The organism is Burkholderia sp. NLJ2 (genome assembly GCF_049487195.1).
Lineage (GTDB): Bacteria > Pseudomonadota > Gammaproteobacteria > Burkholderiales > Burkholderiaceae > Burkholderia > Burkholderia pyrrocinia.
On the sequence record NZ_CP137810.1, the window covers coordinates 2,088,645 to 2,103,214 of the forward strand.

Annotated in this window: 8 protein-coding genes; 1 reads left to right on the plus strand and 7 read right to left on the minus strand. The window is 68.5% G+C overall.

Annotation, left to right across the window (positions count from 1 at the left end; translation table 11 throughout):
* Positions 1-25: 25 nt before the first annotated feature.
* The 4 genes from R9B84_RS31770 to R9B84_RS31785 all read right to left on the minus strand — a co-directional run bounded on the left by R9B84_RS31770 (position 26) and on the right by R9B84_RS31785 (position 5,393).
* Positions 26-1,294, minus strand: a complete 1,269-nt coding sequence (locus R9B84_RS31770; RefSeq protein ID WP_423761404.1) for an ABC transporter substrate-binding protein — start codon at positions 1,292-1,294, stop codon at positions 26-28.
* 157 nt (positions 1,295-1,451) lie between these two features.
* A complete protein-coding gene (locus tag R9B84_RS31775) occupies positions 1,452-4,055 on the minus strand; it encodes an ATP-binding protein (protein ID WP_423761405.1) in 2,604 nt (867 codons plus the stop codon).
* A 4-nt stretch (positions 4,056-4,059) separates the two neighbouring features.
* Positions 4,060-4,782 (minus strand): response regulator, encoded by a 723-nt coding sequence (locus R9B84_RS31780; RefSeq protein ID WP_262543651.1) that lies wholly within the window; start codon positions 4,780-4,782, stop codon positions 4,060-4,062.
* A 410-nt stretch (positions 4,783-5,192) separates the two neighbouring features.
* Positions 5,193-5,393, minus strand: coding sequence for a hypothetical protein (locus R9B84_RS31785; protein ID WP_423761406.1), 201 nt, complete (start codon positions 5,391-5,393; stop codon positions 5,193-5,195).
* A gap of 412 nt (positions 5,394-5,805) precedes the next feature.
* Here R9B84_RS31785 and R9B84_RS31790 point away from each other — a divergent pair, with 412 nt between their 5' ends.
* Positions 5,806-6,669, plus strand: coding sequence for a crotonase/enoyl-CoA hydratase family protein (locus tag R9B84_RS31790; protein WP_423761407.1), 864 nt, complete (start codon positions 5,806-5,808; stop codon positions 6,667-6,669).
* 51 nt (positions 6,670-6,720) lie between these two features.
* On the opposite strand, the gene pdeR is transcribed toward R9B84_RS31790, so the two are convergent.
* The 3 genes from pdeR to R9B84_RS31805 all read right to left on the minus strand — a co-directional run bounded on the left by pdeR (position 6,721) and on the right by R9B84_RS31805 (position 14,486).
* Positions 6,721-8,724, minus strand: a complete 2,004-nt coding sequence (gene pdeR, locus R9B84_RS31795; protein ID WP_423761408.1) for a cyclic di-GMP phosphodiesterase — start codon at positions 8,722-8,724, stop codon at positions 6,721-6,723.
* A gap of 703 nt (positions 8,725-9,427) precedes the next feature.
* Positions 9,428-13,072, minus strand: a complete 3,645-nt coding sequence (locus tag R9B84_RS31800; RefSeq protein ID WP_423761409.1) for a hydantoinase B/oxoprolinase family protein — start codon at positions 13,070-13,072, stop codon at positions 9,428-9,430.
* Between the two features lie 115 nt (positions 13,073-13,187).
* Positions 13,188-14,486, minus strand: coding sequence for an MFS transporter (locus R9B84_RS31805; protein ID WP_047901691.1), 1,299 nt, complete (start codon positions 14,484-14,486; stop codon positions 13,188-13,190).
* Positions 14,487-14,570: the final 84 nt, after the last annotated feature.

Here is a 14,570-nt window from a genome sequence, read left to right on the forward strand (position 1 = left end):
ATCGATCAATCGCGCGCCGCGGCGCTCAGTGCCAGGTACCGCCCGGCGCGAGCCGGTTGAGCGTGGCGGCGAGCCGTGCGAGCGCAGCCGCTGCGGTGTCGCTGCCGGCGAGCACGTCGTGTGCGGCGTTCCAGAACTGGTTGCTGACCTGGTTGTACTTCGCGCCGGTCACGGTCGACGGCCGCGCGACCGCCGTGCCGAAGGTCGGCAGCAGGTCGGCCATGAACGGGTTGGCCTGCAGGATGTCCTTGTCCCGGTAGAGCGCCGGCATCGTCGGGTTGAACGACGCCTGGATCGCGCGCGTCTTCTGCACTTCCGCGCTCGCCAGGTACATCACGAGATCGGCGGCCAGTTTCGGGTTCGGCGAGTAGCGCGACACGGCGAGCTGCCATCCGCCCAGCGCGGCGGCCGGGCGGCCGTCGGCGCCGCCCTTCGGCAGCGGCGCAATGCCGACCTTGCCCTTGATCGGGCTGCCGGAGCGATTCGCGATCGCCCAGGCATACGGCCAGTTGCGCATGAACACGGCGTTGCCGGCCTGGAACACGCCGCGGGCCTCCTCTTCGCCGTAGTTCAGCACGGCCTTCGGGCTGATCGTGCCGACCCATTTCGCCGATTGCTCGAGCGCCTTGATCGCACCCGGGTTGTCGATCGTCACGCGGCCCTTGTCGTCGACCACCGTGCCGCCGTTGTAGCTGCTGACCCATTCGAGCGCATCGCAGGTCAGCCCTTCGTACGCGCGCCCCTGCCACACGTAGCCCCAGACCTTCTCGTTGCCGGCGGCGCGCTCGCCCGACTGGACCTTGCGCGCGGTGGCGTCGAGTTCCTCCCACGTCGCGGGCACTTTCACGCGGTACTTGTCGAGCAGGTCCTTGCGGTAGTAGAGCAGCCCCGTATCGATGAACCACGGCATCGCGACCAGCTTGCCGTTCACCGTATCGTTCGCGACGATGCTCGGGAACGACTGGCTTTCCAGCCCCTTGCTGTACGGCTTCAGGTCGATCAGGTGGTTCGCGAGGATGCCCGGCCAGACCGTGTCGATCTGCATCACGTCGATCTTGTCCGAGCCGCTGCCGAGCAGCTGCTGATAGAGCGCCAGCGTCTCGCTCGAGTTGTTCGGCATGCTGATGAACTCGACCTCGTTGCCGGTCTTCTCGGCCCAGCGCTTCGCCGAGACCTGGCAAATGTCCTGGTCGACGCCGGCCGCGCCACATGCGATCCGCAGCGTCGCCGCGCCGGCCGTGGCGGCCGTCATCGCGAGCGCCATCGTCAGCAAACCTGCCTTGAGCTTCGTCATTCGGTGTCTCCGGTTTTTTTCGAATCGTTCGAATCGTGCGCCACGGTGTCGCGAGCGCGTCGCCGGGTGCCGTGGGTCTATGAGACTCCAGTCCGGTTAATCGAAAATTTCGGAAACGCGCCGCGCCATTAACAATCGAAACAATCGCCGGCGCGCGTCAGCCCAGCAGCGCGGCGAGCGCCGCCAGGTCGAACGGCTTCGGCACGAACGGCAGGTCCGCGCGCCAGTCGGGATGGGTCTGATGAATCTCCGGCGGCAGGCCCGACGTGAGCACCACGCGCTGCGCCGGCCAGCGCTCGGCGAGCCGCGCCGCGAACGCGATGCCGCTGCCGCCCGCGCCGAGCGAGATGTCCGACAGCACGAGCGTAACGGGGCCGTGCTCGGCCAGCCAGCGCAATGCCGCGTCGCCGGTCGCCACCGCATCGGCCCGCGCGCCGAGCGCCGCGAACTGGCTGAGCGCCGTGTCGCGCACCTCGGGATCGTCGTCGACCACGAGCACGCGGGCACCGGCCGGTCCGGCAACCGGCGCGGCCGCCGTGACGGCCGGCGCGCCGCGCCGTTCGGGCGGCGCGCTCTCGGGCAGCCACAGTTCGACGCGCGTCCCCTGGCCGACCTCGCTGTGGATGCGCAGATCGCCGCCGCTCTGGCGCACGAAGCCGTAGACGCTGCTGAGCCCGAGCCCGCTCCCCTCGCCGGCCGCCTTGGTCGTGAAGAACGGCTCGATCACCTTGTCGAGCAGCACCGGCGCGATCCCGCAACCCGTGTCGGTGACGCTCAGCACGATCGCGTGCGGCGCGGCGACACCGTCGGCCGCCGGTTCGCGGCGCGCGGCCAGCGTCAGCGTCCCGCCGCCCGGCATCGCGGCGGCGCTGTTGAGCGCCAGGTTGAGGACCGCGTTCTCGAGCTGGCCGCGGTCGACGTTCACCCACATCGGCTCCGCGGCCGGCTCCAGCACGACGGCCACCCGCTGACCCGCCGAGTATTCGACGAGATCGAGCATCTCAGCGAGCATCGCCCTGACCGACACGCGTTCGGCCTGCAGCGGCTGGCGCCGCGCGAACGCGAGCAGCCGCCGCGTGAGCCGCGACGCGCGCTCGGCCGCGCGGCGCGCCCGCTCGGCCATCGTCTGCGCGTCCTGCTGCCCGTCGAGCCGCGGCAGCAGCAGCTCCAGGTTGCCGAGTATCGCGACGAGGAAGTTGTTGAAATCGTGCGCGACGCCGCCCGTCAGCTGGCCGAGCACGTCCATCTTCTGCGCCTGGCGCAGCTCCGCCTCGACCGCGCGCCGGCTCGTCAGGTCGCGGCAGACCGCCACCCATCCGCCGTCCGGAAGCGGCTGGCAGTGGAATTCGAGGGTCCGCTGGTCGCGCAGGTGCAGCTCGGCCGACGCGGCGATGCGCGCGCCGTCCGACGTGCGGGTCGCGGTCTCGCGCGACACCTGGCGCCAGCGCGCGGGCTGATGCATGGCCTGCCGCAGCGTCGCGAGCGACAGCCCCGCATGCAGCGCGCCCGGGTCGATCCCGAGCAGCGTCGCGAAGGTCGGATTCCACGCGATCAGGCTGCCGTGCGTGTCGTGGACGGACACCCCGTCGTTCATCGAGTTGAGCACCGACTCCTGCAGGCGGCGCTGCGATTCGAGCCCCTGGGTCAGTTGCTCCTTCTCGATCAGGTTGGTGCGGAACACTTCGAACGCGCGCGCCAGCTCGCCGATTTCGTCCGGCCGGTGCGTCGACGGCATCCGGTCGGACGTGATCCCTTTCGCGAGCCGCGCCATTACGCGCGTCATCGCCTGCAGCTTGTGCAGGATGCGGCTCGCATATGCGACGCCGAGCAGCGCCACCGCGACGCCCGCGACGGCCAGCAGCAGCAGGCCCGACTGGCTGGAGACCGCGACCTTGCGCACCTTGTCGCTGCGCTCGCTGGCGATCAGCCGCAACCGCTCGACGTAGCGCGCCGACTTGCCGCTCAGGTGATCCGCGTGGCCGCGCAGGAGCGTGACGAGATAACCCGTCTGCGCTTCGCTCGACAGAAACTCGCGGCGCACCGCGAACACGCTGCGCGCGCCGCCGTCGAGGTGCTGCAGCGCGTCGGCAAGCGCCGGCTGGCGGCGGTCTTCGCCGCGTTCGCGCACGCGCAGCCACAGTGCCTCGTTATCGCTTTCCGCGCTGCCGAGCTCCGCTGCGTTCGCCGCCTGCAGCGCACCGGCCGTGCGGGCCCAGATCTCGAGCAGCGTCGGCGCGCGCTGCGCGATCACGCTCTTGTCGCGCGCGATGCTGTCGCCGATGCGGTCGTTCGCGACACGCAGGTCACTCAGTTCCTCCTTGAGCTGCCGCTGCCGGCCCGACACGATCAGCAGCCGGGCGAGATCCTGGTCGATCGCATCGAGATCGTCGATCACCGCGAGCTGCTCGCCCGCCTTCGCGGCGGGGCCCGGCTGCTTGCCGAAGCCCGGCGACAGCCGCCGGATGTCGCCGAGCAGCCCGCGCAGCAGCTCGGTGTCGTTGTGCAGCAGGTCCGGGGAATCGGTCAGCATCATGCTCGGCGCGACCGCGGCGAGCTGCGCGACCTTGTCCGACAACTCGAGCGCGCGGGCAATCTCCGGCACCACGTTTGCCTCGTATTCGTCGAGCGCGTTCTGGTTCGCGCGCATGCCGAGCACGCCGACCACCACGACCGCGAGCGTGATGCCGAACAGCAGCAGGAACGTCGCGATCAGCTTGGCCCGGACACTCCACGGCGGCATCAGCCTGAACGTCGTGCGCATCGCGTCACACGCGCACGACGGGCACCGCGAACACATAACCGATCCCGCGCTGCGTGCGGATATAGGTCGGCTGCTCGGGGTTCGGCTCGATCTTGCGGCGCAGGCGCAGGATCAGCACGTCGATCGTCCGGTCGTACACGTCGATGCCGAAGCCGCGCGTATGTTCGAGCAACTGGTCGCGCGACCAGACGCGCGACGGCTGCTGCACCATCGCGGCGAGCAGCTCGAATTCGCCCTGCGTCAGCGCGCACGGGCCGCCGTTGTGCGTCAGCGTGCGCGCGGCCAGGTCCATCGTCCAACCGTCGAAGCAGTAGCGCGGGCCGCCGCCGTTCGATGCGGGGCGCGGCATCGACAGCTCGGTCGTGCGCCGCAGCTGGGCGCGCACCCGCGCGATCAGTTCGCGCCCGGAGAACGGTTTCGTGACGAAATCGTCGGCCGCGGTCTCGAGGCCGAGTACGCGATCCGTCTCGTCGCCCAGCCCGCTGATCATGATGATCGACACGTCGGAGCGGCGCCGCAGCTCGCGCGCGACCGTCAGGCCGTCCTCGCCGCGCAGCTTCAGGTCGAGAATCACGAGCGCGTGCGGCGCGGCCGCGAGCTGCTGCTGCATCCGCGCGGCGCTGTCGACCGCCGAGACCTCGAACCCGGCTTCTTCCAGCACGCCCTTCAGCCAGGCGCGCACGTCCGGATCGTCGTCCACCACCAGGATCCGATGTTTTTCTGACATGGGTGTTCTCCTCCAAGCCGGTCGCGCGCGCCGGTTCGATCGGCCGCGCGGTACGAGCTGGCATTTCTGTCGGTATGAGGCCGGACTGCGGTGTATGACGCAGTCCGGCCGGAAGCGAATGATGGCCGATCCGGGCCAATCCTGGCAAGTTCCCGCGAACGCGAATCGGCATGAGGATGGGCGCGGCACCGCTTTCGCGTGGCGCCATAAGACGCGCGCGGGATTCTAACGTCGAAAATTCCCGGTGGAACCGCGCCGCGATCGGTGAATACCCTGCCCGGACCGCCGTCCGAACGTGCGAGCCGACGTGCATACGGCATGCCGCCCGATTGCACCGGGCGCGCGGGCCACGCCGGGGCACCGACCGTGCTTGCGACCCGATGCCCGAACACGATCGGGCAGCCGACACGTCACGCGCGCCTCACGAGCGCATCGATCCGCTGCGATTTCGTCAATCGATCTGCATGACGAACGAAATCGACGTCGCGCTGTAGCTTGCCGATCACGATCGCCCGTGCCGTGTACGGCGTCATGGTGCCGCTCACCGCGTTCACCGTGTTCACGCGATCGCGGCCCATCCGGTTTCCGTTGTAGCGGCGATCGCTCCGCATCGCCGTCGCGGCCGGTCCCCGACAAAGAAATTCCCACACGAAGCACCTGCGCAGCCTTCTGTCTTCGCGGCTCCGGCACGCACCGGGAACGACCTCCACGCCACATCGCACTTTCCATCGCCGCAACGTCGGCGGCCTGCCGAGTCGCGCATGCCCTGCGCGAACCCCGCGAGAAACCGGCTTTCTGCATCGCACGGATGTCACGCATCGATTCGATCGCGTGTAACCGATTTTCCTGCTGCCTCGTGATCGCCAACCGTGCAATCGGGTGACCCATTCAACAAAGCGGCAGAGTTTGCGCGCGCAACAATGACGATGCCGCGCGATCGGGTCCATGCGGCCGTCTTGCAATTGCATGGAACTGGCACGCGACGGTTTTTCAAACGCAAACCACAACTCACGAGGACATACCATGCAACTCCAATCCCATCCTGCGTGCCGCCCGTTTTACGAAGCCGGAGAACTCACGCAACTGACTGCCTTTTACGAAGAAGGCCGCAACGTCATGTGGATGATGCTGCGATCGGAGCCGCGGCCGTGCTTCAACCAGCAACTCGTCACCGACATCATCCATCTCGCGCGCGTCGCACGCGACACGGGCCTGCCATTCGACTTCTGGGTGACGGGTTCGCTCGTCCCCGAGCTGTTCAACGTCGGCGGCGACCTGAGCTTCTTCGTCGACGCGATCCGCAGCGGCCGGCGCGACCAGCTGATGGCCTATGCGCGCTCATGCATCGACGGCGTGTACGAGATCTACACGGGCTTCGGCACCGGGTCGATCTCGATCGCGATGGTCGAGGGCAGCGCGCTCGGCGGCGGCTTCGAAGCCGCGCTCGCGCATCACTACATGCTCGCGCAGAAGGGCGTGAAGCTCGGGTTCCCCGAGATCGCGTTCAACCTGTTCCCGGGCATGGGCGGCTATTCGCTCGTCGCACGCAAGGCGGACCGCGGCCTCGCGGAATCGCTGATCTCGACCGGCGAAACGCATGCGGCCGAGTGGTACGAAGATCGCGGGCTGGTCGACGTGACGTTCGATGCCGGTGACGCGTATCTCGCGACGCGCACCTTCATCGACGTGATGAAGCCGAAGCTGAACGGCGTGCGCGCGATGCTGCGCGCACGCGAGCGCGTGTTCCAGTTGTCGCGCTCGGAGCTGATGGACATCACGGAAGCGTGGGTGCATGCGGCGTTCACGATCGAGCCGAAGGACCTCGCGTACATGGAACGCCTGGTGATGCTGCAGAACCGGCGCGTGTCGAAGCTGCGCCCGGTGTAATGTAGCGGGCGCCGCCGGCTGCCGGCGGTGCCCCTTGCTCCGGAACGAAGCTCAGGCGATCAGCCTGAGCTTTCTCGTCTCCGCGAGCCACGCCTCGAATGCCTGGGCCGGCATCGGGCGCGCGTAGTAGTAGCCCTGCGCGTGATCGACGTCGAGCTGCTTGAGGAAGTCGGCTTCCGCGTACGTCTCGACGCCTTCGGCGATCACCGCGAAATTCATCGCCTTCGCGAGCGACACGACCGAGCGCACCAGCGCCTGCGAGCGCGGATTGCGGTCGATGCCCGTGATGAAGGAACGGTCGAGCTTGATCGCGTCGAGCGGCAGGCGCGACAACTGCGACAGCGACGAATAGCCGGTGCCGAAATCGTCGAGATGGATCTCCGCGCCGAGCTGGCGGAACTGCCGCATCAGCCCGTTGGCGGAATCCTCGTCCTCGATGAAGCAGCTCTCGGTCAGTTCGATGTCGAGCAGGCCGGGCTTGAGCCCCGCGCCGTCGAGAATCGATGCGAACTGGTGCACGACATTCATGTCCTGCAACTGCCGCGCGGACACGTTCACCGCGATCCGGATGCCGAGCCCCTTCGCCTTCCACGCGGCGGCCTGCGCGGCCGCGGTGCGCATCACCCAGCGCCCGAGCGGCGCGATCAGCCCCGACTCCTCCGCGAAGCGGATGAACTCGATCGGCGCGACGAGCCCGCGATCGGGCGACTGCCAGCGGATCAGCGCCTCGACGCCGCGCACGTCGCCGGTCGCGATATCGACGACCGGCTGGTAGTGCAGCACGAACTGCTCTTCATCGAGCGCCTTGCGCAGGTTCGTGTCGAGCCACATGTATTTCGCGACTTTCTGGTTCATCTCCAGCGAGAACACGCGGTACGTATGCTTGCCTTCTTCCTTCGCGACGTACATCGCGGTGTCCGCGCTGCGGATCAGCGTCTCGAGCGAATCGCCGTGCTGCGGATGCATCGCGATGCCGATCGAGCAGCTCGTGTAGACCTCCATCAGCCCGAGATGGATCGGTGTGCGCATCCGTTCGAGGATGATCTGCGCGGTCGCTTCGAGCAGCGGCCGCGTGCCTTGCTCGAACAGCACGAGGAATTCGTCGCCGCCGAGCCGCGCGAGCGTCGCGCCGGACGGCAGGCAGCCGCTGATGATCGTCGACACGTCCTGCAGCAGGCGGTCGCCGGTGATGTGCCCGTAGTGATCGTTGACGCGCTTGAAGTTGTCGAGATCGAGGAACAGGATGCCGACGTGGCCGCGCGCCGCGGCGTTCTCGTCGGCGATCGCCACATGGATGCGCTCGCTGATCGCATGACGGTTCGGCAGCCCGGTGAGCACGTCGGTGTTCGCGAGTTCGATGAGCCGATGCTGCGCGTTGCGCTCCTCGGTGATGTCGATGCCCGAGCAGATCAGGAACTGCTCTTCGACGCCGCTGCCGCTCTGCACGAACTTGTTGCGGAACTGGAACAGGCGCGGCCCGTTGACCGTATTGATGTAGCGCTCGACCGCGTACGAGTGGTTGCTCGCGAAAAAACCCGTGATGTTGGTGCGCGACTGCGCGCCCTGCTCGGGGCTCATGAACAGCTCGAACGCGCTGCGGCCGATCACGTCGACCTCGCGCTTGCCCGTCACTTCCTCGCACAGGCGGTTGAAGCGCTGCACCATCCCGTTGCGGTCGAGGATCACGACGAGCGAATTCACTTCGGACACGACCTGCTCGGCGAACGCGAGCCCGTGCGCGAGATCGCCCGCGACGGACACGGCATCGGAATAGGCGGAGGCCGTGCCGGCCCAGTCGGTCGTGTTGACCTTCCTGCCGACGAGATTGAGGCTGACCGGCTCGCCGAACAGCGTGATGTCGAGCACGAGATGCGACGTGACGCCCGTCAGTGCGCGAATGCGCGCGGCCTGCTCGACCGTCAGCGCGATGGCGACGTTGGTCAGGCCGCGGACGGCGGCCAGTTCGAGTGCATTGCTGTCGCTGCCGAGACGCCAGCAGGGGCTGCGCGTACCGACATGCGCCTCAAGCACCGCGCTATCGTTTTCGTCATCCATGGACACGCCCCGATCCAGAAAAAACGCACAGTGTAGACGGAGGCGATTTGGCCAACCGCCCTCCCGGGCCGCGCAGCGCGCGTTCCCGGCAAGGCAGCCGTGACTGCCGTGACAACGGCCCTCGTCCCGTACTTGTTTCCAACTAATGCGACCCGGCGTTCGCGCGTAAAGCGCGCAGGTTCTGCCTAACGAATGATGAGAACCATCTTATCAAATGACGATGAGGATTGGGACTCACATTTAGAGAAGAGTGTCAAGGAATCGGGACTCGATTGGCAAGCCGGATTTTTCATGATTGGCGGCATGCTCAAGAGCGGGTGAGGTGGTGCGCAACGGGGCCGGCCGGATGGGCGGAACCCCTTGCTCCGCAAGGGGTTTCGGGAAATCCAAAAATATGGGGACCGATAAAAATCAGGACTACGGCGGCAGGGTCGGATCGTGTTCCGGCGACGCGAAATCCGGCCAATTTGTTTCTGTTCTGGTGTGAATGCGCCGCTTTATTCCACAGTCGGTTGCAATATCGCGACGCTGCCGATGCGACGTGTTTTATCGGATGCCGCAGCGTCGTCGAATTCCGCAGCCGGCCGACAGCGCGGGTGGAACCGGTACGGCCGCCGTTGCGGCCGGCGCGCGCGACGCGCGGCGGGCGTTCGCCGCCCCGCACGAACGCCCGCCGTCGCCGCTGCCGCGCGCGTGCCGCGGCTCAGCCCGCCGCGCCGTATCCGCCGCCGCCCGGCGTTTCGACGACGAACACGTCGCCCGGCGCCATCTGCGCGCGGCCGATATGGTCGAGCGCCTCGACCGTGCCGTCCGCGCGCTCGATCGTGTTGCGGCCGAGCGCGCCGGCTGCGCCGCCCGCCGCGCCGAACGGCGCATGGATCCGGTTGTTCGACAGGATCGACGCGGTCATCGGCTCGAGGAAGCGGATCCGCCGCACCGCGCCGTCGCCGCCGCGCCAGCGCCCGCCGCCGCCCGAGCCGGCGCGGATCCGGTGCGAGTCGAGCCGCACCGGGTAACGCCATTCGAGCACTTCCGGGTCGGTGAGCCGCGAGTTCGTCATGTGCGTCTGCACCGCGCCGACGCCCGCGAAGCCGTCGCCCGCGCCGCTGCCGCCCGCGATAGTCTCGTAATACTGGTATTGGTCGTTGCCGAACGTGAAGTTATTCATCGTCCCCTGGCTCGACGCGACGCAGCCGAGCGCGCCGTACAACGCGTTGGTGATCGCCGACGACGTCTCGACGTTGCCCGACACGACCGCCGCCGGATACTCGGGGTTCAGCATCGAGCGGGCGGGCACGATCACCGTGAGCGGCTTCAGGCAGCCGGCGTTCAGCGGGATGTCGTCGCCGACCAGCGTGCGGAATACGTACAGCACGGCGGCCATGCACACGGCTTTCGGCGCGTTGAAGTTGTTGTCGAGCTGCGCGGACGTGCCGGTGAAATCAATCTCCGCGCGCGGCGCCGCACGATCGACGCGGATCGCGACGCGAATCTCCGCGCCGTTGTCGAGCGGATAGCGGTACGCGCCGTCCTGCAGCGCGCCGATCACGCGCCGCACCGCTTCTTCCGCGTTGTCCTGCACGTGCCCCATGAACGCGAGCACGACGTCGCGGCCGAACTGCGCGACCATCCGGCGCAACTCGTCGACGCCCTTCTGGTTCGCGGCAACCTGCGCGCGCAGGTCGGCCATGTTCTGCTCGACGTTGCGCGCCGGGTAGCGGCCCGATGCCAGCAGCGCGCGCGTGTCGGCATCGCGCAGCACGCCCGCCGACACGAGTTGCCAGTTGTCGATCAGCACGCCCTCCTCGTCGATATGCGTCGAATCGGGCGGCATCGAGCCCGGCGTCGTGCCGCCGATGTCCGCGTGATGGCCGCGCGAGCCGACGTAGAACAGCGGCGTGTCCGAGCCGTCCGCGAACACCGGCGTGATGACCGTCACGTCCGGCAGGTGCGTGCCGCCGTGATACGGGTCGTTCAGCATGAACACGTCGCCGTCGCGCATGCGGCCGCGGTTGCGCTCGATCACCGTGCGGATGCTCTCGCCCATCGAGCCGAGGTGCACGGGCATGTGCGGCGCGTTCGCGATCAGGTTGCCGTCGCCGTCGAAGATCGCGCACGAGAAGTCGAGCCGCTCCTTGATGTTCACCGAGTACGCGGTGTTCTGCAGCCGCAGCCCCATCTGCTCGGCGATCGACATGAACAGGTTGTTGAAGATCTCGAGCCGCACCGGATCGGCGTCGGTGCCGAGCGAGCGGCGCGTCGGCAGCGGCGTCGTGCGCGTCAGCACGAGGTTGCCCTGCGCGGTCATCCGCGCGCGCCAGCCGGGCTCGACGACGGTCGTGCCGTTCTTTTCCGCGACGATCGCCGGGCCGTCGATCGCGTCGCCGGCCAGCAGCGTGTCGCGCACGTAGAGCGACGCGTCGTGCCACTTGCCGCCGGAATAGAAGCGCACGGCGGAATCGGCGCGCGGTGCGGCGGCGTCGCCGTCCCGGCGCGGCACAAGCGGCGCGATGTCGACCGGCGCGTCGGAGCGGCCGATCGCCTCGACCGACGCCAGCTCCGCGACGAGCGGCGTGCCGGGCATCAGGAACGCGTAGCGCTGCCGGTACGCGGCCTCGAACGCCTGCTGCATCGCGTCGACGCTGCCGGCCGGCACGTCGAGCGCCGAATCGGTGCCCTGGTAGCGCAGGTGCACGCGCCGCTCGGTCGCGATCCGCTCCGGCGGCACGCCCTGTTCGAGCAGCGCGCCGACGGCCTCGTCGGCCAGCCGGTCGAGCGCCGCGTTCAAGGCCGGCAGCGACGCATCGGACAGCACGGCCTCGACCGCGCGCTCGCGCATCGCGGTCTGGTCGGCCAAGCCCATTCCGTACGCGGACAGCACGCCCGCGAGCGGATGCGCGAACACCTGCGTCATCCCGAGCGCGTCGGCCACGCCGCACGCGTGCTGGCCGCCCGCGCCGCCGAACGTCGTCAGCACGTAGCGCGACACGTCGTGCCCGCGCTGCACGGAGATCTTCTTGATCGCGTTCGCCATGCTGCCGATCGCGATTTCCAGGAAACCTTCGGCGAGCGCTTCCGGCGTCTCGCGCCGCCCGGTCGCCGCGTGGATCTCGTCGGCGAGCGCCGCGAACTTCGCGACCACGCCTCCGCGGTCGAGCGGCTCGTCCGCATGCGGGCCGAACACGCGCGGGAAATGATCGGGCTGGATCTTGCCGAGCATCACGTTGCAGTCGGTCACCGTCAGCGGGCCGCCGCGCCGGTACGCGGCCGGCCCCGGGTTCGCGCCGGCTGATTCGGGCCCGACGCGCAGACGCGCGCCGTCGAAGCCGAGCACCGAGCCGCCGCCCGCGGCGACCGTGTGGATGCTCATCATCGGCGCGCGCATCCGCACGCCGGCCACCTGCGTCTCGAACACGCGCTCGAACTCGCCGTTGTAATGCGACACGTCGGTCGACGTGCCGCCCATGTCGAAGCCGATCACCTGGCCGAAGCCGGCCGCGCGCGCCGCGCGCACCATCCCGACGATGCCGCCCGCCGGGCCCGACAGGATCGCGTCCTTGCCCTGGAACGCATCGGCGCGCGTCAGCCCGCCGCTGCTCTGCATGAACTGCAGGTTCACGCCCGGCATCTCGTGCGCGACCTGCTCGACATAACGACGCAGGATCGGCGACAGGTATGCGTCGACGACGGTCGTATCGCCGCGCGACACCATCTTCATCAGCGGCGACACCTCGTGCGACACCGACACCTGCGTGAAGCCGATGCGGCGCGCGAGTTCCGCGAGTGCGCGTTCATGCGCGGTGTAGCGATAACCGTGGATCAGCACGATCGCGAGCGTGCGCACGCCGGTGTCGAACACGCGGCGCAGCGACGCTTCGGCATCCTGCGCATCAAGCGGCACGACAACGTCGCCATGCGCGCCGATGCGCTCGTCGATCTCGACGACGGTCTCGTACAGCGCATCGGGCAGCACGATGTCGAGATCGAACAGCCGCGGCCGGTTCTGGTACGCGATGCGCAGCACGTCGCGAAAGCCGCGCGTCGTCGCGAGCGCAGTGCGTTCGCCCTTGCGTTCGAGCAGCGCGTTGGTCGCGACCGTCGTGCCCATTTTCACCATGTCGACGCGCTCGGGCCTGATCGGCTCGCCGTCGGCGAGGCCGAGCAGGTGGCGAATGCCGGCCACGGCTGCGTCGCGATACTGCTCGGGGTTCTCCGACAGCAGCTTGTGCGTGACGAGCGTGCCGTCGGGCCGGCGCGCGACGATGTCGGTGAACGTGCCGCCGCGGTCGATCCAGAATTGCCAGCGCGCGGCGTCGGAGGGAACGGGAGAAAGGTGTCGGTCGGTCATGATGGTCGATGCGTCGTGAAATCTCGGAACGAGCGCCGCCGCACGGCGCGCGTCGCGCGCCGTGTCACGGTGTCGATGAAAGGGGAAGAAAACGAAGGGCGGGCCGCCCCGCCGCTTACGCAGCGTCGAGTTCGCGGCCGCGCGTCTCGGGCAGCGTCAGCGCGGCGACGATCACCACGCCGTACGCGGCGACCGCGAAGATCCCGATGCTCGTGCCAAGCCCGTACTGCTTTGACAGCGCGCCGATCAGGAACGGGAACAGTGCGCCGATCGCGCGGCCCACGTTGTAGCAGAAGCCTTGGCCCGAGCCGCGCACGCGGGTCGGGAACAGTTCGGTGAGGAACGCGCCCATCCCCGAGAAGATGCCCGATGCGAAGAAACCGAGCGGGAAGCCGAGCCACAGCATCGACGCGTTGGTCAGGTTCAGCGACGTGTACGCGAACGCAATCACCATCGAGCCGACCGCGAACAGGATGAAGTTCGGCTTGCGGCCGAGGCGGTCGGTCAGGTACGCACTCGTCAGGTAGCCGACCCACGAGCCGAAGATGATCATCGCGAGATAGCCGCCGGTGCCCATCACCGTCAGGTGCCGCTCGGTCTTCAGGAAGGTCGGCAGCCACGTCGTGATCGCGTAGTAGCCGCCCTGCGCGCCGGTCGTCAGCAGCGCCGCGCGCAGCGTCGTCGTGATCAGCTTCGGCGCGAAGATCTCGGTGAGACGCGGTGCATCGGCCACCTTCGCCTGCGCGGCCTTCTCCTTCTCGTAGACGTCCGGCTCCTTCACGTACCGGCGGATCGCGACGACCAGCAGCGCGGGCGCCAGCCCGACGAGGAACAGCGCGCGCCACGCCTGCTCGGCCGGCAGCACCGAGAACAGCAGCGCATACAGCAGCGCGCACAGCCCCCAGCCGATCGCCCAGCCCGACTGCACGAGGCCGACCGCCTTGCCGCGATCGCGCGCTCGGATCACTTCGCCGATCAGCACCGCGCCGGCCGTCCATTCGCCGCCGAAGCCGAAGCCCATCAGCGCGCGCGCCGCGAGCAACTGGTGATAGTTCTGCGCGAGCCCGCACAGCGCGGTGAACACCGCGAACCACAGCACCGTCAGCTGCAGCGTGCGCACGCGGCCGATCCGGTCGGACAGGATGCCCGCGATCCAGCCGCCGAGCGCCGACGCGAGCAGCGTGACCGTGCCGATGAAGCCGGCATCCGCGAGCGAGATGCCCCAGGTCGCGACGAGCGTCGGGATCACGAACGACAGCATCTGCGTGTCCATCCCGTCGAGCATGTAGCCGACCTTGCAGCTCCAGAAGGCGCGGCGCTCGCGCGGCTGCGCGTCCGCGTACCACGAGAACAGGCCGCTGCGCTCGGGGCTCGCGGGCTCGGCGGCGGGTGCCGCGAGGGTCTTGCTTTCCATGGTGGTGCTCCTGTCGTTATGCGCCGTCTAATTGCGTGTGGTGTGTCGTGTGCCGGGTTTCGTGCGTGCGTCGCGCACGTCGCC